At 38.3% G+C, this 17,795-nt stretch carries 23 protein-coding genes; 6 read left to right on the top strand and 17 right to left on the bottom strand.

The window, feature by feature from the left end; translation table 11 throughout:
* The first annotated feature begins 127 nt into the window (after positions 1-127).
* The 6 genes from ACSYTE_RS05745 to ACSYTE_RS05770 all read left to right on the top strand — a co-directional run bounded on the left by ACSYTE_RS05745 (position 128) and on the right by ACSYTE_RS05770 (position 4,088).
* On the top strand, positions 128-589 hold the full coding sequence (locus ACSYTE_RS05745; RefSeq protein WP_491716489.1) for a GAF domain-containing protein: 462 nt from the start codon (positions 128-130) through the stop codon (positions 587-589).
* A 194-nt stretch (positions 590-783) separates the two neighbouring features.
* Positions 784-1,392: a 30S ribosomal protein S4 gene (gene rpsD / locus ACSYTE_RS05750; RefSeq protein ID WP_491716490.1), complete on the top strand. Its 609-nt coding sequence runs from the start codon at positions 784-786 to the stop codon at positions 1,390-1,392.
* Positions 1,393-1,486: 94 nt separating this feature from the next.
* Positions 1,487-1,963, top strand: coding sequence for a DUF1694 domain-containing protein (locus ACSYTE_RS05755; RefSeq protein ID WP_491716491.1), 477 nt, complete (start codon positions 1,487-1,489; stop codon positions 1,961-1,963).
* Between the two features lie 11 nt (positions 1,964-1,974).
* A complete protein-coding gene (locus ACSYTE_RS05760) occupies positions 1,975-3,258 on the top strand; it encodes a replication-associated recombination protein A (RefSeq protein WP_491716492.1) in 1,284 nt (427 codons plus the stop codon).
* Positions 3,259-3,271: 13 nt separating this feature from the next.
* Complete coding sequence (locus tag ACSYTE_RS05765; protein ID WP_491716493.1) at positions 3,272-3,559, top strand: hypothetical protein; 288 nt, start codon at positions 3,272-3,274, stop codon at positions 3,557-3,559.
* Between the two features lie 58 nt (positions 3,560-3,617).
* Entirely contained in the window at positions 3,618-4,088 is a 471-nt protein-coding gene (locus ACSYTE_RS05770; RefSeq protein ID WP_491716494.1) for a universal stress protein, read from the top strand.
* 46 nt (positions 4,089-4,134) lie between these two features.
* Here the strand turns inward: ACSYTE_RS05770 and ACSYTE_RS05775 are convergent, their stop codons facing one another.
* The 17 genes from ACSYTE_RS05775 to ACSYTE_RS05855 all read right to left on the bottom strand — a co-directional run bounded on the left by ACSYTE_RS05775 (position 4,135) and on the right by ACSYTE_RS05855 (position 17,795).
* Positions 4,135-5,028, bottom strand: a complete 894-nt coding sequence (locus ACSYTE_RS05775) for a helix-turn-helix domain-containing protein (protein ID WP_491716495.1) — start codon at positions 5,026-5,028, stop codon at positions 4,135-4,137.
* A gap of 51 nt (positions 5,029-5,079) precedes the next feature.
* Positions 5,080-5,658: a DNA-3-methyladenine glycosylase I gene (locus tag ACSYTE_RS05780; protein WP_491716496.1), complete on the bottom strand. Its 579-nt coding sequence runs from the start codon at positions 5,656-5,658 to the stop codon at positions 5,080-5,082.
* A gap of 82 nt (positions 5,659-5,740) precedes the next feature.
* Positions 5,741-6,859 (bottom strand): D-alanine--D-alanine ligase family protein, encoded by a 1,119-nt coding sequence (locus tag ACSYTE_RS05785; protein ID WP_491716497.1) that lies wholly within the window; start codon positions 6,857-6,859, stop codon positions 5,741-5,743.
* Positions 6,860-6,941: 82 nt separating this feature from the next.
* Complete coding sequence (locus ACSYTE_RS05790) at positions 6,942-7,532, bottom strand: hypothetical protein (protein WP_491716498.1); 591 nt, start codon at positions 7,530-7,532, stop codon at positions 6,942-6,944.
* 198 nt (positions 7,533-7,730) lie between these two features.
* A complete protein-coding gene (locus ACSYTE_RS05795; protein WP_491716499.1) occupies positions 7,731-8,507 on the bottom strand; it encodes a hypothetical protein in 777 nt (258 codons plus the stop codon).
* Positions 8,497-9,375: an ATP-binding cassette domain-containing protein gene (locus ACSYTE_RS05800; protein WP_491716500.1), complete on the bottom strand. Its 879-nt coding sequence runs from the start codon at positions 9,373-9,375 to the stop codon at positions 8,497-8,499. Before ACSYTE_RS05800 ends, ACSYTE_RS05795 begins: the two co-directional genes overlap by 11 nt.
* On the bottom strand, positions 9,362-9,739 hold the full coding sequence (locus tag ACSYTE_RS05805) for a GntR family transcriptional regulator (RefSeq protein WP_491716501.1): 378 nt from the start codon (positions 9,737-9,739) through the stop codon (positions 9,362-9,364). Before ACSYTE_RS05805 ends, ACSYTE_RS05800 begins: the two co-directional genes overlap by 14 nt.
* 128 nt (positions 9,740-9,867) lie before the next feature.
* Positions 9,868-10,692: a MetQ/NlpA family ABC transporter substrate-binding protein gene (locus tag ACSYTE_RS05810; protein ID WP_491716502.1), complete on the bottom strand. Its 825-nt coding sequence runs from the start codon at positions 10,690-10,692 to the stop codon at positions 9,868-9,870.
* Between the two features lie 16 nt (positions 10,693-10,708).
* Entirely contained in the window at positions 10,709-11,401 is a 693-nt protein-coding gene (locus tag ACSYTE_RS05815; RefSeq protein WP_491716503.1) for a methionine ABC transporter permease, read from the bottom strand.
* Positions 11,394-12,428: a methionine ABC transporter ATP-binding protein gene (locus tag ACSYTE_RS05820; protein WP_491716504.1), complete on the bottom strand. Its 1,035-nt coding sequence runs from the start codon at positions 12,426-12,428 to the stop codon at positions 11,394-11,396. Before ACSYTE_RS05820 ends, ACSYTE_RS05815 begins: the two co-directional genes overlap by 8 nt.
* 313 nt (positions 12,429-12,741) lie before the next feature.
* Entirely contained in the window at positions 12,742-13,875 is a 1,134-nt protein-coding gene (locus tag ACSYTE_RS05825) for an FtsW/RodA/SpoVE family cell cycle protein (RefSeq protein WP_491717306.1), read from the bottom strand.
* Positions 13,876-13,990: 115 nt separating this feature from the next.
* Entirely contained in the window at positions 13,991-14,212 is a 222-nt protein-coding gene (locus tag ACSYTE_RS05830) for a DUF2969 family protein (RefSeq protein ID WP_491716505.1), read from the bottom strand.
* A gap of 43 nt (positions 14,213-14,255) precedes the next feature.
* On the bottom strand, positions 14,256-14,531 hold the full coding sequence (yidD, locus tag ACSYTE_RS05835) for a membrane protein insertion efficiency factor YidD (protein ID WP_491716506.1): 276 nt from the start codon (positions 14,529-14,531) through the stop codon (positions 14,256-14,258).
* A gap of 24 nt (positions 14,532-14,555) precedes the next feature.
* Positions 14,556-15,551: a rod shape-determining protein gene (locus tag ACSYTE_RS05840; protein WP_491716507.1), complete on the bottom strand. Its 996-nt coding sequence runs from the start codon at positions 15,549-15,551 to the stop codon at positions 14,556-14,558.
* Positions 15,552-15,670: 119 nt separating this feature from the next.
* Positions 15,671-16,984: a UDP-N-acetylglucosamine 1-carboxyvinyltransferase gene (gene murA, locus ACSYTE_RS05845; protein ID WP_491716508.1), complete on the bottom strand. Its 1,314-nt coding sequence runs from the start codon at positions 16,982-16,984 to the stop codon at positions 15,671-15,673.
* Between the two features lie 14 nt (positions 16,985-16,998).
* Entirely contained in the window at positions 16,999-17,238 is a 240-nt protein-coding gene (locus ACSYTE_RS05850; protein WP_491716509.1) for a DUF1146 family protein, read from the bottom strand.
* Between the two features lie 134 nt (positions 17,239-17,372).
* Entirely contained in the window at positions 17,373-17,795 is a 423-nt protein-coding gene (locus ACSYTE_RS05855; RefSeq protein WP_491716510.1) for a F0F1 ATP synthase subunit epsilon, read from the bottom strand.

Consider the following 17,795-nt stretch of genomic DNA (forward strand, 5'->3'; position numbering starts at 1 on the left):
TTTATTTCTCGTCCGTAAATTGATACTATTCATTATATTATAGCCAATATTGAGATAAAAATCACTAATCAATTAAAATTATAACATATGATATTTTTTTAAGTTTATTTTGGAGGAATTTAAAATAATGAGTTCTAAATCAATGCTTGTACAACAACTAGATGCACTATTAACTAACGAAACAGATTCCGTCGCCAACATGGCTAATGCATCCGCTCTTCTCTTCGAATCACTTGATCAGATCAACTGGGCGGGCTTTTATCGCTACGTCAAGAAGAACAATGAATTGCTGTTAGGGCCATTTCAGGGAAAGGTCGCATGCGTCCACATTCAAAATGGAAATGGGGTCTGTGGAACCGCATTCAAAAATAATGAAATTTTAAGAATTGCTGATGTTCATCAATTTCCAGGACACATTGCATGCGATGCAAATAGTAAGTCTGAAATCGTGCTACCAATCAATTTTTCGAACGGTGAACCATTTGGGGTTTTGGACATCGATGCGCCAGTTGAAAATCGGTTTTCAGCTCAAGATGAAGACGTCTTAAGTCAATTTGTAAGTACTTTTGCTGAACATTTGACAAAATAGTTAGATCCAGATACAATAGGTAATTGTGTAAAATAATGCAGCAGTACACGGTAAGCTCGTCAACATATTGTTGCCACTCTGGTTCAATAAGTAACCCTCCGGCTGCTGAGGTGAACATTGCAAAGCAATATGCACGAATACTAAGTGTATATACGGATTATTTTACTCCAAAAAATAATTGGAGGAATTTATTTATGTCAAGATATACAGGTCCAAGTTGGAGAATTTCTCGCCGTCTTGGTGTATCTTTATCAGGAACTGGTAAAGAATTAGCTCGTCGTCCTTACGCACCTGGTGATCATGGTCAAGGTCGTCGTCAAAAACTTTCAGAATATGGTACTCAATTACGTGAAAAGCAAAAGCTTCGTTACATGTACGGTATGACTGAACGTCAATTCTCAAACTTATTCGTTCGTGCGGGTAAGGTTAAGGAAGGAACCCATGGGGATAACTTCTTAATCCTTCTTGAACGTCGTTTAGATAACGTTGTTTACCGTTTAGGTTTAGCAACTACTCGTCGTCAAGCACGTCAATTAGTTAACCACGGTCACATTACTGTTGATGGTAAGCGTGTTGATATTCCATCATATGAAGTAGAACCTAACCAAGTGGTTGCCGTTCGTGAAAAGTCAAAAGACTTACAAATCATCAAGGATGCTGTTGAAGCCGTTGTTGGTCGTCCAGCATACGTTACCTTTGATGCAGATAAGCTTGAAGGTTCATTAAACCGTTTACCACAACGGGATGACCTTAACGCTGATATCGATTCATCACTTATTGTTGAATACTACAACAAGCTATAGGATGAATTTCGATTCAAAAAAGTGTTTCGCTTTCGCGAAACACTTTTTTTGTTATACAATCTAACTATCAAATAAATTAAAGCGAGGGATTCAAATGTCAGATAATGATAACTCAGTAAACAATCGATTAGAGCAATCTTCAGTTGGTACTCCAAAATTAAATCCAGATGAACAAAGAAAGTACCTTGGAACATTTAGAGAACGGGTTTCTTTAGCAATCACCATTCAAGATCTAGGGACACAACAGGCCCAACAAGCACTCCAAACTGAAATTAAGAACCATCCTGATTACCAAGTCTTGGTAAACGGACAGGCTGGCCAAGATGCCATTGGCCCATTCATGAAGATTGCATCTCAAAACAACGTAAAATTCACAATTAGAAACGATTCGTTTTACTTCAATAAACCAGATAGTTACGGAGTCATTTATGCCGCTTCTGATGCAATCAACGTTAGCCCCGTTGAACTACGTCAAAAGTACCCTAACTTATTTAATTCCGAACAATCTAATAATAATCAAGATCAAAAACCAACTTCATTTATTGATAAAATTAAAAATCTATTTAAGTAGGAGGCCATTTTTTGCAGCAACCCTTAGCATATCGTATGCGTCCTCAAAAAATTGAGGACATTGTGGGCCAACAAGGCTTAGTTGGCCCAGGCAAAATTATCAGTCGAATGGTAAAAGCAAAGACCCTCTCATCAATGATTCTATATGGTCCCCCTGGTACAGGTAAAACCAGTATCGCCAGTGCCATTGCCGGTTCTACTAAATATGCATTTCGCAAACTAAACGCCGCAACTGATTCTAAAAAAGACCTACAAATCGTTGCCGAAGAGGCTAAAATGAGTGGCACCGTGGTTTTGTTATTAGATGAAATCCATCGATTAGATAAAACAAAACAAGATTTCTTATTACCACTCCTAGAGAGTGGGCGCATCATTTTAATTGGTGCTACTACCGAAAACCCATATATTAATATTAGTCCAGCAATTAGAAGCCGAACTGCAATTTTTCAAGTATACCCGCTCACCCCATCAGATATTAAAAGTGCGATCAATCGAGCATTAAAGGATTCTGAGCATGGACTCGGTAAGTTATCGATTCAATTAGATGAAGACTCACTAGCGCTACTAACTACCGCTACCAATGGTGACTTAAGAAGTTCATTGAACGCTTTGGAACTAGCAGCTAATTCAACTGACCCTAGTAAAGATGGTATAATCCACATTCAATTATCAGACGTTGAGGATTGTTTACAAAAAAAGCTGCTCAGTGCTGATAAAAATGGGGATGCCCATTATGATGTTATTTCAGCATTTCAAAAATCAATCCGTGGGTCTGACGCTAATGCCGCTCTTCATTATGCAGCACGATTAATCGAAGCTGGTGATATCAATTCTTTAACGCGTAGATTAATGGTGATTGCATATGAAGACATCGGTCTAGCAAACCCACCATTGTGTGCTAGGACTGTAACGGCAGTGCAAGCAGTGGATAAACTCGGTTTACCAGAGGGACGGATTCCGCTTGCAGACGTTATTATTGAACTTTGCGTCTCGCCAAAATCAAATTCTGGAATCTCAGCAATTGATGCTGCTATTAAAGATGTTAAAAATGGTAACTTTGGTGAAATTCCACCCTACCTTAAGGATGCCCATTATCAGGGGGCTAAAAAGTTAGGCCATGGGCTTAACTACCAATATCCACACGATTTCCCTAGTGATTGGGTAAAACAACAATATCTACCTGATCAGATTAAAAACGCTAATTACTACCAACCAAAGGCTAATGGGAAATATGAAAGAGCCTTTGGTAATCAGTATCAAAAAATTCAGAATGCCCAACGTGGCTATCTGAAATAGAATGGAGAAATTTATGTTAGTCATCATCTTAACGATTATTTTTGCGGCACTTATGTTTGGAATTGGTATCTTTTTATTTAGACATCAAAACAAACCATTCTTAGTGTTCCATCCCGAAAGCATTCCCGCACTGAGTTTATTAGTAAAGGTTTTTGGGATCATTTTCATCATCTGTGGGGGATGTTTTCTAATTCCCCTCTTCATTGCTAATGATAAACTATTATTTTGGATGATGATCATTGCCTGCTTTTTAGTCATTGGTTTTCAGATCGCAATGGCACAATACTTTGGCAAAAAATAAAGTTGCTTTAGCTTGATTTAATTACTAACTAATTTAAAATATATTTGGAGGCGATAGTATGCTAAGTAACTACCAAAACATTTTAGTTCCTGTTGATGGTTCCAAGGAGGCTAAACTAGCTTTCGATAAGGCCGTTGCAATTGCTAGTGAAACTAAGGCTAGTATCCACATGGTCCACGTAATCGATACGCGTTCATTTCAAAATATTTCTAGCTTTGATAGCTCGATGATTGAAGAAGCAACCGAAAACGTTAAAAAAATCCTTGATGATTATCTAGATCAAGCCAATCGATCAGGAGTTACTAACATTGACTATTCAATTGAATATGGAGCTCCCAAAGTAGTCATCGCAAGAGAAGTCCCAGAAAGATACCATACAGATGTAATCATTATGGGTGCCACTGGTTTAAGTGCATTTGAACGGTTAATGATGGGATCAGTTACTGATTATGTCAGCAAAGCTGCTAACTGTGATGTTTTAATCGTTAGAACTGATCAAAATAACCAACCGATTAATAAAAAGAAATAACAATCATAAAAAATCACCTTCCTCGAACGTTCAAGGAAGGTGATTTTTATTTAATAACTTGATTTCTAAGCTGATGAACTTGATCAACAATGTGGGAGTCATCGTTGACATCTCCAAAATGATGGGCTCGATCTAAATAACTAATTGCTTTTTGATGCGCATTGGATGCAATCAAGCTCCGTGCCATTGCTAAGTTCAATGCTCCTAATTGATACATTGAATCTACAGAAAGCAAAAATTGACATGCCACTGTGCTTAAGAGCATTGCTTCATCGTATTTTAATAATTCATGGTGCAGATTAATCGCTTCAACGTAAATATTCACCAGTAATTTAAAATTTTTACGTAAGCTAAACTGATGCAGTTCAAGATATGCACGTGCTAATTCATTAAATTGATTTGCTTGATTTTGATTTTTAAGCATCAAATAGGCCTTAGCAATTCCAATATGGGCCCAAGTCGTATAAAGGTTTTGTTTATTGATGCCACTGTACTTGATTAACACTTCGTTAAAATTTTTAATCGCAGCTTCATAGTCCAAGTTAAGCTTATATTGAATATCCCCTAAGTAACAATAATAGCGACATTTCAGTTCTCGATTAGCTAAGTTAGTAACATTAATTTGTTGAATCAACTGATTGGCATTAACATACTGGCGATTCCAAATAGCTGATTCCACTTTATCTAAGGTCTTGTTTTTAGTTTTTCCCTTTGTAATTACATCATGAACACTTAAGTCTAAGCGTTCACAGATTTTATAAATGGTGTCAATACTCGGCGAAACATTTTTATTTTCAATCTGACTGATCAATCCCTGCGTACAAATCCCCTCGGCAAGTTCAGATTGAGAAATAGCAAGTTGTTTACGTTTTCTCCTAATTTGGCTACCTAATATTTTAATAGAGCCATTATCAATATTATACGTATTAATTGGTTCCATGAATGTCTCCTATTCCTTTTAGATCATCATAATATATATTAACTAAAGTTATCAATCTCTTTTATCAAAATTTATGATTTGTTGGTATCTAAAACACTTGGTCTCATGGTCATTAACGACCCCAGCAGCCTGCAAAAAAGAATACATCGTTGTTGGCCCTAAGCGCTTAAAGCCCAGTTGTTTGAACTGTTTAACGTACGGTTTAACAAAATCAGTTACATCTAATTCTTCAACAGTTTTTCTAAAATGATTTAGCGGTTTTTTATTGGTATTTTGCCACAAAAGATCAGAAAGGGATTGTCCAGATGTTGATAACGATTGCACGACCTTAGCATTATCGATCGTGGCTTGAATCTTCGCGCGATTTCTAATAATGGCTGCATCACCCATCAATCTTTCAAAATCATCATCACCGTATTTACTAACCACTTCAAAATCAAAGTTAGCAAAATCATTGCGTAATGCCACTCGCTTTTTTAATACCGTCAGCCAACTCAATCCCGCCTGAAAAATTTCTAACGTCATTAACTCAAACAATTTTTGGTCATCATACTCTGGGACCCCCCACTCAACATCGTGATAGACCATTAACTGCGGATCCTTTTGCGCCCATTTACAACGATATACCATTGCATTTGCCCCCTTTAATTTAGTCCCATATTATTAAATACGCTAATAATGAAAAAAACATCCAAAAATGGATGTTTTTTTACTATTTAGATAACTTTTCCTTCCCAAGGGGAGTAAAGTCATAATGGAGCTTTTGTCTTCTCGCATATTCAGCGAAGGCCAATTCAATTAAGCGATCAATTAATTCGGTGTAAGAAATTCCAGAAGCGCCCCATAGTTGTGGATATAAACTAATGTTAGTGAACCCAGGGAGGGTATTAACTTCTCCCAAGTAAGGTTCTTCATCCTTAGAAACTAAGAAGTCAATCCGTGCCATGCCCTTTAAACCGAGTGCCTTGTAAGCAGTCAATGCCATATCGGTAATTCGATTAGCTAGTTTTTCAGAAACTTGCACTGGGATATCGAACTTCACTTCACTGGCATCCACGAATTTGTTTTCGTAAGTATAGAATTCGTCGTTCTCTGGCACCCGAATTGCCCCTAATTTAGAAGCAATTGGCTTTTCGTTCCCTAAAATCGAGATTTCAAGTTCTTCAGGGCCTTCGATGGCTTCTTCAGCTAAGACCTTATAATCATATCTAAAAGCATCTGCTAAGCTAGCTTGGTATTCCTCAGCATTGTTCACCTCATGAATCCCAACTGATGAACCTTGGTTAGCAGGCTTTAAGAAGATTTTAGGACCAAGTTCTTTGGCCAGGCGGTCGTATGAATAGTCCTGTTCGTTATCAGGAGTCAATAAAACATACTTGGTATTTTGAACGCCGTAAAGGTTGAGCATCTTTTTAGTGATGTCCTTATCATAAGCCATTGCGGATTCCAAGATTCCACTGCCGACCCATGGCTTTTGCAGGAGTCTAAAGAGGCCTTGAATCGTCCCATCTTCCCCCAAATTTCCGTGAATTACAGGAAAGAAAACGTCTACATCCTTGATCTTACCAAGGTTAGCAATATTAGCCAATGGATCTGATTGGTCAACATTAGGCATTACAGATGCCACTACTGTATCTTCATCTTCACCATCAAAAACGCGATGGGAATCTTCATCGCTAAGGATATAGCCATCCTTAGTCACTAAGAATAAGCTGACTTCGTACTTATTCTTATCCATTGCATCGTAAATATTATGAGCTGAACGCTTCGAAACATCGTGTTCTGAAGAGTTACCCCCAAAGAGGAGTGCAACGTGCATTTTCTTTGTCATTTTTTTACCGTCCTATCTATCGTTCTCAGAAACTCCATTATAGCATATTAATTGATAGAATAGTTACGTTTCAGGATAATTTTTAGTTCCGATGGAGTTGTAATCGTAAAATTATAAAGCGGGTCAACCACGCTAACAAGCTGGTCAAAATTAGTAACGTTACGATCATGTTGATCGGATTCCACGCCCCAGTTGATTGAGCACCTAATAGGATTGAAATCGTCCCATTTACAAAGTTGCGCAACGTTTCTTCATCAATGACGTGATAGCTTACCAATTGATAAGCCCCCCTGACCAATGAGATCAGGCCAACGGTGCTTAGAAAACTAAAGCCTAAGATCAAAATGATGCCGACCCACTTTCTAATCTTCTTCGAAAAGAGGTTAAAAAGGGCCCCGAGGAACTCACCGACCAGAAATATAAAACAGTTCCCGATAAAAGCAAGCAAAAATAACGCCATTAAGTTGGCCACTGAATTTTGGAAGAAACCGTTATAAGGGTTATCAAACAAATTTTGTTCAAATAATTTATCAATAATGGTCAAGCAAAACGTTATCGATCCAATCAAGCACATATCATTTTTAAATATCTGCTTTCTTGCAAAGCCATTTTGTAACTTACCTTGAAAAGAATTATCAAAATCAAACACTAATTGAATGAAAAAGATCAGCATTGTTATGGCAATGCTATTACTAAATACACTGCTTAGATCAAAAAAATTATAATTAGAAACCATTGATAACAAATTTAGCAAAATTATGAAGAAAACAATTGCTCCAATTAAAAGTTTTCCCAAAGAACTGGCATACCGAATTAAATCAAAACGCAAAAGCAACTTAGCTCTATTTTCCAATATTTACACATCCTCCTTCTAACTTCTGCGAACCTGGATACGCATAATAATAAAACGAGCTAACCAAGTCAGCAAGCCAGCACCCACCAACATCGTCACGATCAAGTTAAGTGGGTTCCAGGCGCCGTGTTCGTTAAACCCAAATAATACGCTCATCGTTAAGTTCAAGATGTTTTCAACCGTCTGAGTATCAATAATGTGATTCGAGACCAACATTCCAACTCCAAACGCCGCTCCACTAAATAAAGAGATACTAACGAACAAAAAGCCAGATACAATTAACACAAACAGCCACCCCCGTGTTTTTTTGGAAAATAGATTCAAAAACGCTCCTAAAGATTCGACGACAATAAATAATAAGTAGTTCCCTAAAAATGAGATGATCAAAAGGGCTAAAAAGTTCGCCAATGGATTCGTGAAAAAGCCATTGTAAGTAATATTGGAAACTAACCAACTTAGGTGCAAAATGCGTTCCAAAATGGTAACGAAAGCTGCAATTAATGTAATCATCAAAAAATCATTCTTAAAAATCTGGCTCCTAGCAAAACCATTTTGGATCTTCAACAAAAACAATTGATCAAAGTTCCCAAAAATCAATGCTGCCGAAAAGAAAAGCGGAAAATCAAACCAAGTTATCATCGAGCGAAGCGAAGGTATATCATCACTGCCAAATATATTCATTACGATTAACATTCCAGCTAAAAAAGCTATAAATAACAAGGCTAGTAATCCAAAAACCCTTAAATAGTACTTGATACTCACCATGAGTAAGTCTTTCATGCGACTAGTCATCATTTGCTAACTCCCCCTTCCGCTTGGTTAGGTAGATGAACAGGGTCTGGAGATCGAGCCCCTCGATCTTGACCGTATCAGGAATTCGTTGATCATCATTGAGTGGTCCATAGACGTAGTTCGTCTTTAAGTTCGCCAATTGCTTAGTACCGATCACGTTTAACCCTGCACAGTATTGATCAAGCTCTTTTTCCGGTCCCGTGATCGTATGGGCGTTCTTTAAAACCGATTCGTTGTCACCGCTGACGATTACATCACCATGATCAATAATGGCAACGTCACTAACGATGTTGGCCACCTCATCGATCAAATGCGTCGAGATAATGAACGTCCGTGGATGGTCACTGTAGGATTGGATCAACTCGGAATAAAACAACTCACGGTGGTTGGCATCAAGTCCTAAGGTCGGTTCATCAAGAATCACCACTTCGGCTGGCACACATAGTGCAATGATCAGCTTCACAATTGAATGGTACCCGGTCGATAACTTGCCGAACTTAGTCTTAACGTTCACATCGAACTTGCGGATCAACTCATCAGCTAAGCGTTGGTCAAAGCCGTCGTAAACCGCAGCAGTCGTCTTGATGATGGTTTTGACCTTCGTTGATTCTTGGTACAAATTATCCTGACTCATCATAAAGACCTTGGACAACGCATCGCTGTTATCGTGCATCACGGCATCATCCAGCTTCACCTGCCCGGAATTAGCAAAGATTCGGTCGGTAACGATGTTCAACAAGGTACTCTTCCCTGCTCCATTCCGCCCCAATAAGCCGTAAATTTGATTGGATTCAAACGTTAAGTTAATATCATTCAATACGCTTTGTTTGTGAAAATGCTTGTTTAAATGCTCAATTTTAATCGTGCTCATTTTGATACCCCCGTTGAATTAATTTCAAAACATCATCTTGATTTAGCTTTAATTTATCGGCCTCATTAATTAGGTCTAAGATAAAATCGTCATAGAACTTAGCCCGCCGTTTTTCAACCACCTTTTTTTGACCGTCAATGGTAACGAACGTCCCCATTCCACGCCGTTTTTCTAATAGTCCTTCACTCACCAATATGTTCATCCCCTTTAATACCGTCGCTGGATTAATATGAAACTGTTTTGATATTTCAGTCGTCGATGGAATCTGTTCATTCTCGGGAAACGCTCCCGTAAAGATAGCATCTTCAATCTGGTTAGCCACTTGTAAATAAATCGGCTCTGCACTATCAAAGTCAAACTGCATTGATTCTCACATCCTTCAAAACTTCACTGTTAATAATCAGTTAATTACTTATGTAACTAACTATACATATAGATATTAAAAAAGTCAAACAAAAAAGGACTGGAAAAAATTTCCAATCCTTTTGCGTATTAATACTTATGAGCAGGAACGACCCCACCCTTATAGTGATCATAAATCCATTTTTGAACTGGTTTGGATTCCAGCACCTTCATTAATTTCTTAATTTGTGGTTTATTCCGATCTTCTTTTCTGACTACGACGATGTTATTGTATGGCGAATGTGGATCACTCTTTTGAAGCGCGATCGCTTGTTTCTTAGGATTCAAACCACTTTGCACCGCGTAGTTAGCGTTGATTGCGACCGCATCACCTTCACCGTTTTCATAGATCTCGGGAAGTAGCTTTGGTTCATATCCAGTCTTGAAATTCAAGTGCTTGGGATTGCTTACGATATCTGAGAAGTTCGCTTGTTCGATGCTAACGCCAGGTTTGATTTTGATTAATCCCGCCTGTTGGAACAATTGTAAAATTCTTCCATAATCAGGAGCGTTATTACTTACCAAGATGGTAGCGTTATCCTTTAAGTCCTTCAGACTTTTGACCTTCTTAGAATAAATCCCCATTGGTTCCAAATGAACGGCCCCCACATCAACTAAGTCGCCATTATTTTGCTTATTCCATTGATCCAAAAATGGAATCGTTTGGAAGTAATTGGCATCTAGTTCACCAGAAGCAAGTGCCTTATTTGGCAATACGTAGTCTTGGAAAACTCGGATGTTCAAATGAATCCCCTCTTTTTCCAATTCTGGTTTAATGTGATTCAAAATTTGGGCGTGGGGCACATTTGAAGCCCCAATGGTCAATGAATTTTTAGAATGTGTTTCACCAGGTCCAATCACTAGCAACGCAATAAACGCAATAATTAAGGAAAGAAAGAAACCGACTTTTTTCATTGTTGTACCCCCTTAATTATAGTCCTCGTTTATCAGTGCCCTTAACGAATGCATCCCCAACGTATTGCACAATAAAGACAAAGATCAAAATAATGACAGTTGCCACTAAGGTAATACTATTGTTGTTCGATTGGAATCCATCAAGGTAGGCTAGGTTTCCTAAACCACCAGCACCGATGGCTCCGGCCATGGCAGTGTATGAAATCAATGAAATCGTAGTCACGGTCGCACCGGCGATCAATGCAGGAGTACTTTCTGGAATCAATACCTTCCAGATAATTTCCCAGTTCGTGGCTCCCATTGACTTCACTGCTTCGATCACGCCATTGTCAATTTCACGGAAGTTAGATTCAACGATTCGCGCATAAAATGGTGCTGCTGAAATGACCAATGAAGGAATTGCAGCGGTGGGGCCAATAATCGTTCCCACGATGTTCTTTGTAATTGGTAATAACAACACGATCAAAATAATGTATGGAATCGATCTAAAGATATTGACCAATACTGAAACTACGATATTCAATACTCGATACCAAAATCCCTTTTTATCGCGTGTTTCAAACAAGATGAGCCCCAATACGATTCCGATTACCGCAACTAAAATCATTGCCACTAAAGTCATCCAAATCGTTTCCCAGGTTGCTGCCCACATATTTGGCCAATTAACGTTTTTAAATTGAAAATAAGAACTTAACCCTTGATTACCCACGGCTAATGACCTCCGTTTCTACTTTTAATTCTTTAAAGTCTTGTAATGCTTTTCTTTGTTCTTCTGAATCACCAAGTAATTGAATGACTAATACCCCAATCGTTCCATTTTGAGTTGGGTGTAAAGCCCCCTCAATAATGTTAATTTCTAGGTTTGGCCGTTGTTTAGCAACTTGTGATACCACTGGTGATTGCGAACGTTCACCACTGAAGATCAACTTAATGATCGATCCATTTGGATAACGGCTCACTAACTCATCCAATGCCATCATCGTGTCGCTACCATCAGGAGTATCATTTTCACTAACGAAGCGCTTGGTAATTGATTGCTTGGGATGGTTAAAGATTTCACTCACCGTCCCGCGTTCAACGATTTCACCATTTTCCATTACGGCCACGTTTTTAGCAACCTTTCTAATCGCATGCATTTCATGCGTAATTAGAACAATTGAGATACCAAGGTCCTTATTGATTTTAATCAATAGGTCTAAGATTTCATCAGTGGTTTGGGGATCCAAAGCACTGGTGGCTTCATCAGAAATTAAAATCTTAGGATCGTTTGCCAACGCCCTAGCAATCCCAACTCTTTGCTTTTGACCACCTGATAATTCTGAAGGATAGTCTGATTCACGACCCTTTAAGCCCACTAATGCTAGTAGCTTTTTGGCCTTTTGTTCACGCGTTGCCTTATCCACATGGGCGAGTTCTAGGGGTAACGTCACGTTTTCAATGATCGTCCGTGACCATAGTAGGTTAAAGTGTTGGAAAATCATCCCAATTTGCTTTTGTTGTTCTCGCAAATCACGCCCACTTAGCTTGGCAATATCATGACCATTGATTTCAACAGACCCTGTGGTTGGAGTTTCCAAACCATTTAACATTCTCACTAACGTACTCTTCCCAGCTCCAGAATAACCAATAATTCCAAAGATATCACCGTCTTCAATCGTTAAATTAACGTCGTTGACCGCCTTTAATTGGTTGTTCTTAAGCTGAAAGACCTTTGATACATCTTTAAACTTAATCAACTTAATTTCCTCCTCAAATAAAAAAACTCTTCATCCTAGGGAAAGGACGAAGAGTTTTCGTGGTACCACCTTTTATTTACCACTACTTCGCAGTAGCAGTCTTAACAAGTAATTTTACTTAACGATATAATGGTCGTTAATCATTGACGGCTAATCGATCGACTCACCGTAAACTATTTTGTAAAGACCATCTTCAATGAATGCAACGCTTTCTCACATCGACCGAAAGCTTTCTGACTGTTTGCTAACCATTTACTCATCTTTAACTTACTAATTTATAGTATACAAATTAACTAATCTAATGTCAATCTAGTTATGAAAAATTCTTAGGCCGTCGACTGAACATATAGCTTCTATTATGGTATTGCATCGACATTATCAATCCAATTCCCATCATGTTACCAATCAACGAAGATCCACCCTGACTAATGAACGGAAGTGGAATCCCAGTCAATGGTAATAGTCCGATACTCATTCCAATATTTTCGAAAACGTGGAATAAAATCATCATGATAACCCCAGTTGAAATATATGCATAAAAAACGTTTCTAGTATCGAAAGTAACTCGAATCATTTGATAAATTAAAAGGAAGTAAATAAAAATTAAGATACAGCCCCCAATAAAACCAAAGTTCTCTCCGATGACTGAAAAAATCATATCTGATTCACGAACTGGAACGTATACCTTAGAAACGTTAAATCCAGTTCCAGTAATCCCCCCTGAACCAACGGCTTTAATACTTTGCCATAGTTGATAACCTTGGTTAGTGGTATCAGCAGAAGGGTTCAACCAACTATCAATTCGTTGGAATTGATAGAGTTGAAAACCAAAATGGGTCAATAAATTACGTCCTGGAGTGGAGGTCACTAACCACAATGTAGCCAATCCGACCAGTGCTCCCGCCCCAAATAGTGGCGCTAAAAGCTTCCAAGTAATTTCAGAGACAACCATAAACCCAACAAAGATGGCAACGAACACCAAAATAGTCCCAAAATCATTTTGTAACTTCATTAAAACAACAATTGGTAAGGTCCAAAGAACCATCCGCCATAATAAAAGTAAATCGTTTTTGGGGGTATGGGTGTATTTATCATTATGTTCAACGGTTACCTTTGCCAGCATCAGAATATATGCTGGCTTCATTACTTCCGATGGTTGAAAAGTAAAGGGTCCAATTGCAAACCAGTTTTTCGCCCCTGTCTGTGCAGCGTACGCTCGACTATAGAAGAAGAGCACTAACACCAATAACGCAATTCCGAACCAATAAGCTAATGGTGCTAATTTCCAAAGTTGTTCAGAATCAAATTGCATGATCACGACTACAGCTACCGCTCCAATTGCATACCACAGAACTTGCGGAATCAACTTACTAACTACACTCGAAGAATTATTATCGTGTGACACGGCAACATAAATCGAAGCGATTCCAATTACCGCTAGAAGCATTACACTTAAAATGATTCCCCAATCAATTCGATTATCTCTATCGTTTTTGCTATTTTCATCATCAGTCCGATCCAATGAAATCAAGCCTCCTCGACTATCATATTGACGTTAATTATTAATGGTGTAAATTATACTCACTAATTAACTTTTCAATTCCTTCATCAACTGATTTTACAGGAAAGGTTTTTTTATGACGATAATCAGCTACAATTCCAGTATCTGAGGTTGTAATCTCACCAATAACGTCTGAATTAATTTTTAACGTTTGAATTAAAAATCCCTTCGAATTAGTTTTTTCAGTAATATTAACTTCAATATTTTGTTTCTTTTTACTCATGATATCCCCCCTAAAAAGAAAAGTAGTCGGATCACATGAGCGACTACTTTAAATTCATTGAACGCCGATATTCATCACGTGCGCGTTTATTTCTAAAAATTGTAAAGTGCTTTGGAACGGGGTCGTAACCACCCTTAACAAAGGGATTGCACCTTAAAATACGTGCCATCCCCATGATGATTCCCTTAAGTGCCCCGTGTTCCTTAATTGCAGTAATCGTATATGCAGAGCATGTTGGTGAGTAGCGGCAACTAGGCGGCAACAACGGTGAAATAATTTTTTGATACCCGCGCACCATCATAATTAAAAGCCTACGCAAATAAACACCTACTCTCTAATATAATTATTTGCTTTCAGTTTTATCAATATGTTCAAGCAGTGCTCCAGCACCCCTTGCAACGTTATCAAGTGGTTTTTCAGAAATGACCACAGGCACCGTTAAAGCATCTGAGATTCTTTGATCAATTTTACGTAACAATGCACCACCACCGGTGAGCATTACTCCACGATCAACAATATCCGAAGCCAATTCTGGTGGAATCACCTCTAAAACGTCCTTTGCACCACTTACAATGGTATCAACGGCATCTGAAAGTGCATCACAGATTTCATTACTATCAATTGTAATCGAGCGTGGCATTCCAGAGAGTGCATCCCGTCCCCGCACTTCCATAGTGCGAATTTCATCTTTTTTGTCCTTAACAGCAGTCCCAATTTCGATCTTGATGCGTTCTGAAGTATGATCACCAATAATCAAACCATGATTATCCTTAATGTAACTAACGATCATATTGTTCATCTTATCACCAGCAATCCGAATTGAATTACTTGCAACGATATCACCAAGTGAAATGACTGCGATATCACTAGTTCCACCACCCATATCGATTACCATGTTTCCAAATGGTTGGAAAATATCCATTCCAGCACCGATTGCAGCAACCTTTGGTTCTTCTTCTAGATAGACCTTACCGCCACCAGATTTTTCAGCGGCTTGGATGATTGCCTTTCTTTCAATGTTAGTGATATTAGTAGGCGCACAAATCATAATTTTTGGTTTGGACATAACGCCCTTTACGTTCAATTTATTAATAAAATAAGAAAGCATTTTTTCAGTAACGTCAAAGTCAGAAATAACCCCATCTTTTAGAGGTCTGATGGCTCGGATGTTACTAGGTGTCCGCCCCACCATCCGATAAGCTTCGCTTCCTACTGATAATACTTTTTCAGTTTTAACGTCCACAGCTACAACTGAGGGTTCGTTTAAAACAATTCCCTTACCAACAACATATATCAAAACGTTGGCAGTCCCTAAATCAATGCCGATGTCTTTTGCCATCTTGCAATTTCCTCCTGAAAAAAACTTTTAATGCAACTAATTAATTATAGCATAGTTTATATTAGTTAACATATACAAAAAGGAGTTCTAAAGAACTCCTTTACAATTCAAAACAATTATTATCTATTTTCCTTAGTCCCTTGTTTTAAAATGATTTTACCATCTTCACTAACATTAATTCGCTTAATCTTAGCACCAAGGGCAGCTAATTTACCATGGAAGTTATAGTATCCACGGTCCAAGTACTGTAGATGACCAACAGTTGTAATTCCTTTAGCAGCCAATCCAGCAATTACCAATGCCGCACCAGCTCTTAAATCAGTTGCAGAAACTTCAGCTCCGTTAAAATCAGTTGGACCCTGCATTACGACGGTCCGACCATTAATTGTATAATGAGCATTCATCCGCCGTAGTTCCTCTAAATGCATGAAACGATTTTCAAAAACCGTTTCAGTCATCGTACTGGTCCCATTGGCTAACAATTGCAAAATTGTCATTTGCGGTTGCATATCAGTCGGAAAACCAGGATAAGGCATCGTTTTAACATCAGTCGGCTTTAGCTGCTTAGGACCAATTACCTCAATTCCTTCATCTCTTTCGATGATCGTAACTCCCATTTCACGCATTTTAACGATCAATGGCTTATTATGTTCAGCAATCGCATCCAGAATCAAAACATCACCTTGGGTGGCTGCAGCCGCCACCATAAAGGTCCCAGCTTCAATTCGATCCTGTACAACACTGTGTTCAGCACCGTGCAACTCTTTAACACCTTCAATTTTAAGTGTTTCAGTCCCAGCACCAACCACTTTTGCACCCATTAAATTAAGGAGCATTGCCAGATCAACAATTTCTGGCTCACGGGCAACATTGCGAATGGTGGTTTTACCCTTAGCAAGGGTAGCAGCCATCATAATGTTTTGAGTAGCACCAACACTTGGAAAATCAAGGTAAATATCACTACCGACAAGGCCGTCCTCAGCAAAAGCTTCGACATACCCGTCATGTTGTTCAATCCGAGCCCCTAATTTTTCAAACCCCTTTAAATGTAAATCAATTGGTCGCGATCCAATCGCACAACCACCTGGTAGGGCAATCTTTGCATGACCCAAGCGGGCTAACAATGGACCCATCACAACAATTGAAGCTCTCATTTTTGATACATATTCAAAAGGTGCCTCTGATGAAATATTCTTAGAAGCATCCAAAATAATTTGATTTTTATTTTTATTGAATTCAATTTTAATGTTTAAAAAACGAAGGACTTCGTTCATTGTATATACATCTGATAACAATGGAACGTTATCGAGGGTTACTCTATCTTTACTAGCGAGGATCGAAGCAGCTAACAAAGGCAAAACAGCATTTTTAGCACCTTCGATATGTACTTCACCAGTTAAACGATTGCCACCCTGCACAACAATCTTATCCAAAACAACAAAACCTCCTAGAGCAATTTAGTGAAAGCGGACAAGCCTAAAATCGCATTAATAATGTCGATAAAAAATGAACTACAGATGAATCCAACAACTACGGATAACATCACGATCATCATTTTTGCTTGTGGTTCATGCATCCTAATGTATCGCTCAATGTGAATATCTTGAATCCACCAAAAAGCAATTGAAATAAAAAACAAATGACTAACAATTGTTACAATTGAAATAATCAAACTAGAATGTACCATAAATCCGACCTTCCCTATTTCATTACTATATCACATTTTATACTAAATATCTTTTATATTCCTTAATTGTAACATAGCAAAAAAAGAGACCACAAAAGTTATTACTCTTTTGCGATCTCTTTTATTAAAATTTATTAATGACGAGCAACGTGAATCCGGTTGACGGCACGTTGTAAGGCAATTTGACTACGGGTAATAGTCTGATTGTCATGTTTACTTTGTGCTTCTTCCAGTCTTTGTTTAGCCCGATCACGTGCCCGTTCAGCACGTTCAACATCAATATCGCCTTGCTTTTCAGCACTATCGGCAATAATGGTTAAAACGTTATTGGAGAATTCAACAAAACCACCATTAACGGCAATTTCATCTTCTTTACCATTATCGTATTTAACTCGCGCTTCGTCTACTTCTAGAGAAGCGATAACAGGAAGATGGTCATGCATAATCCCAAGTTCACCAGTTTTGGTTTTAACAATTACTAGATAAGCTTGGTCATTTTGATAGACCATTCCATCAGGAGTAACGATACTAATGGTTAATACTGAGTTATCAGCCAA

The organism is Nicoliella sp. ESL1120 (genome assembly GCF_058508515.1).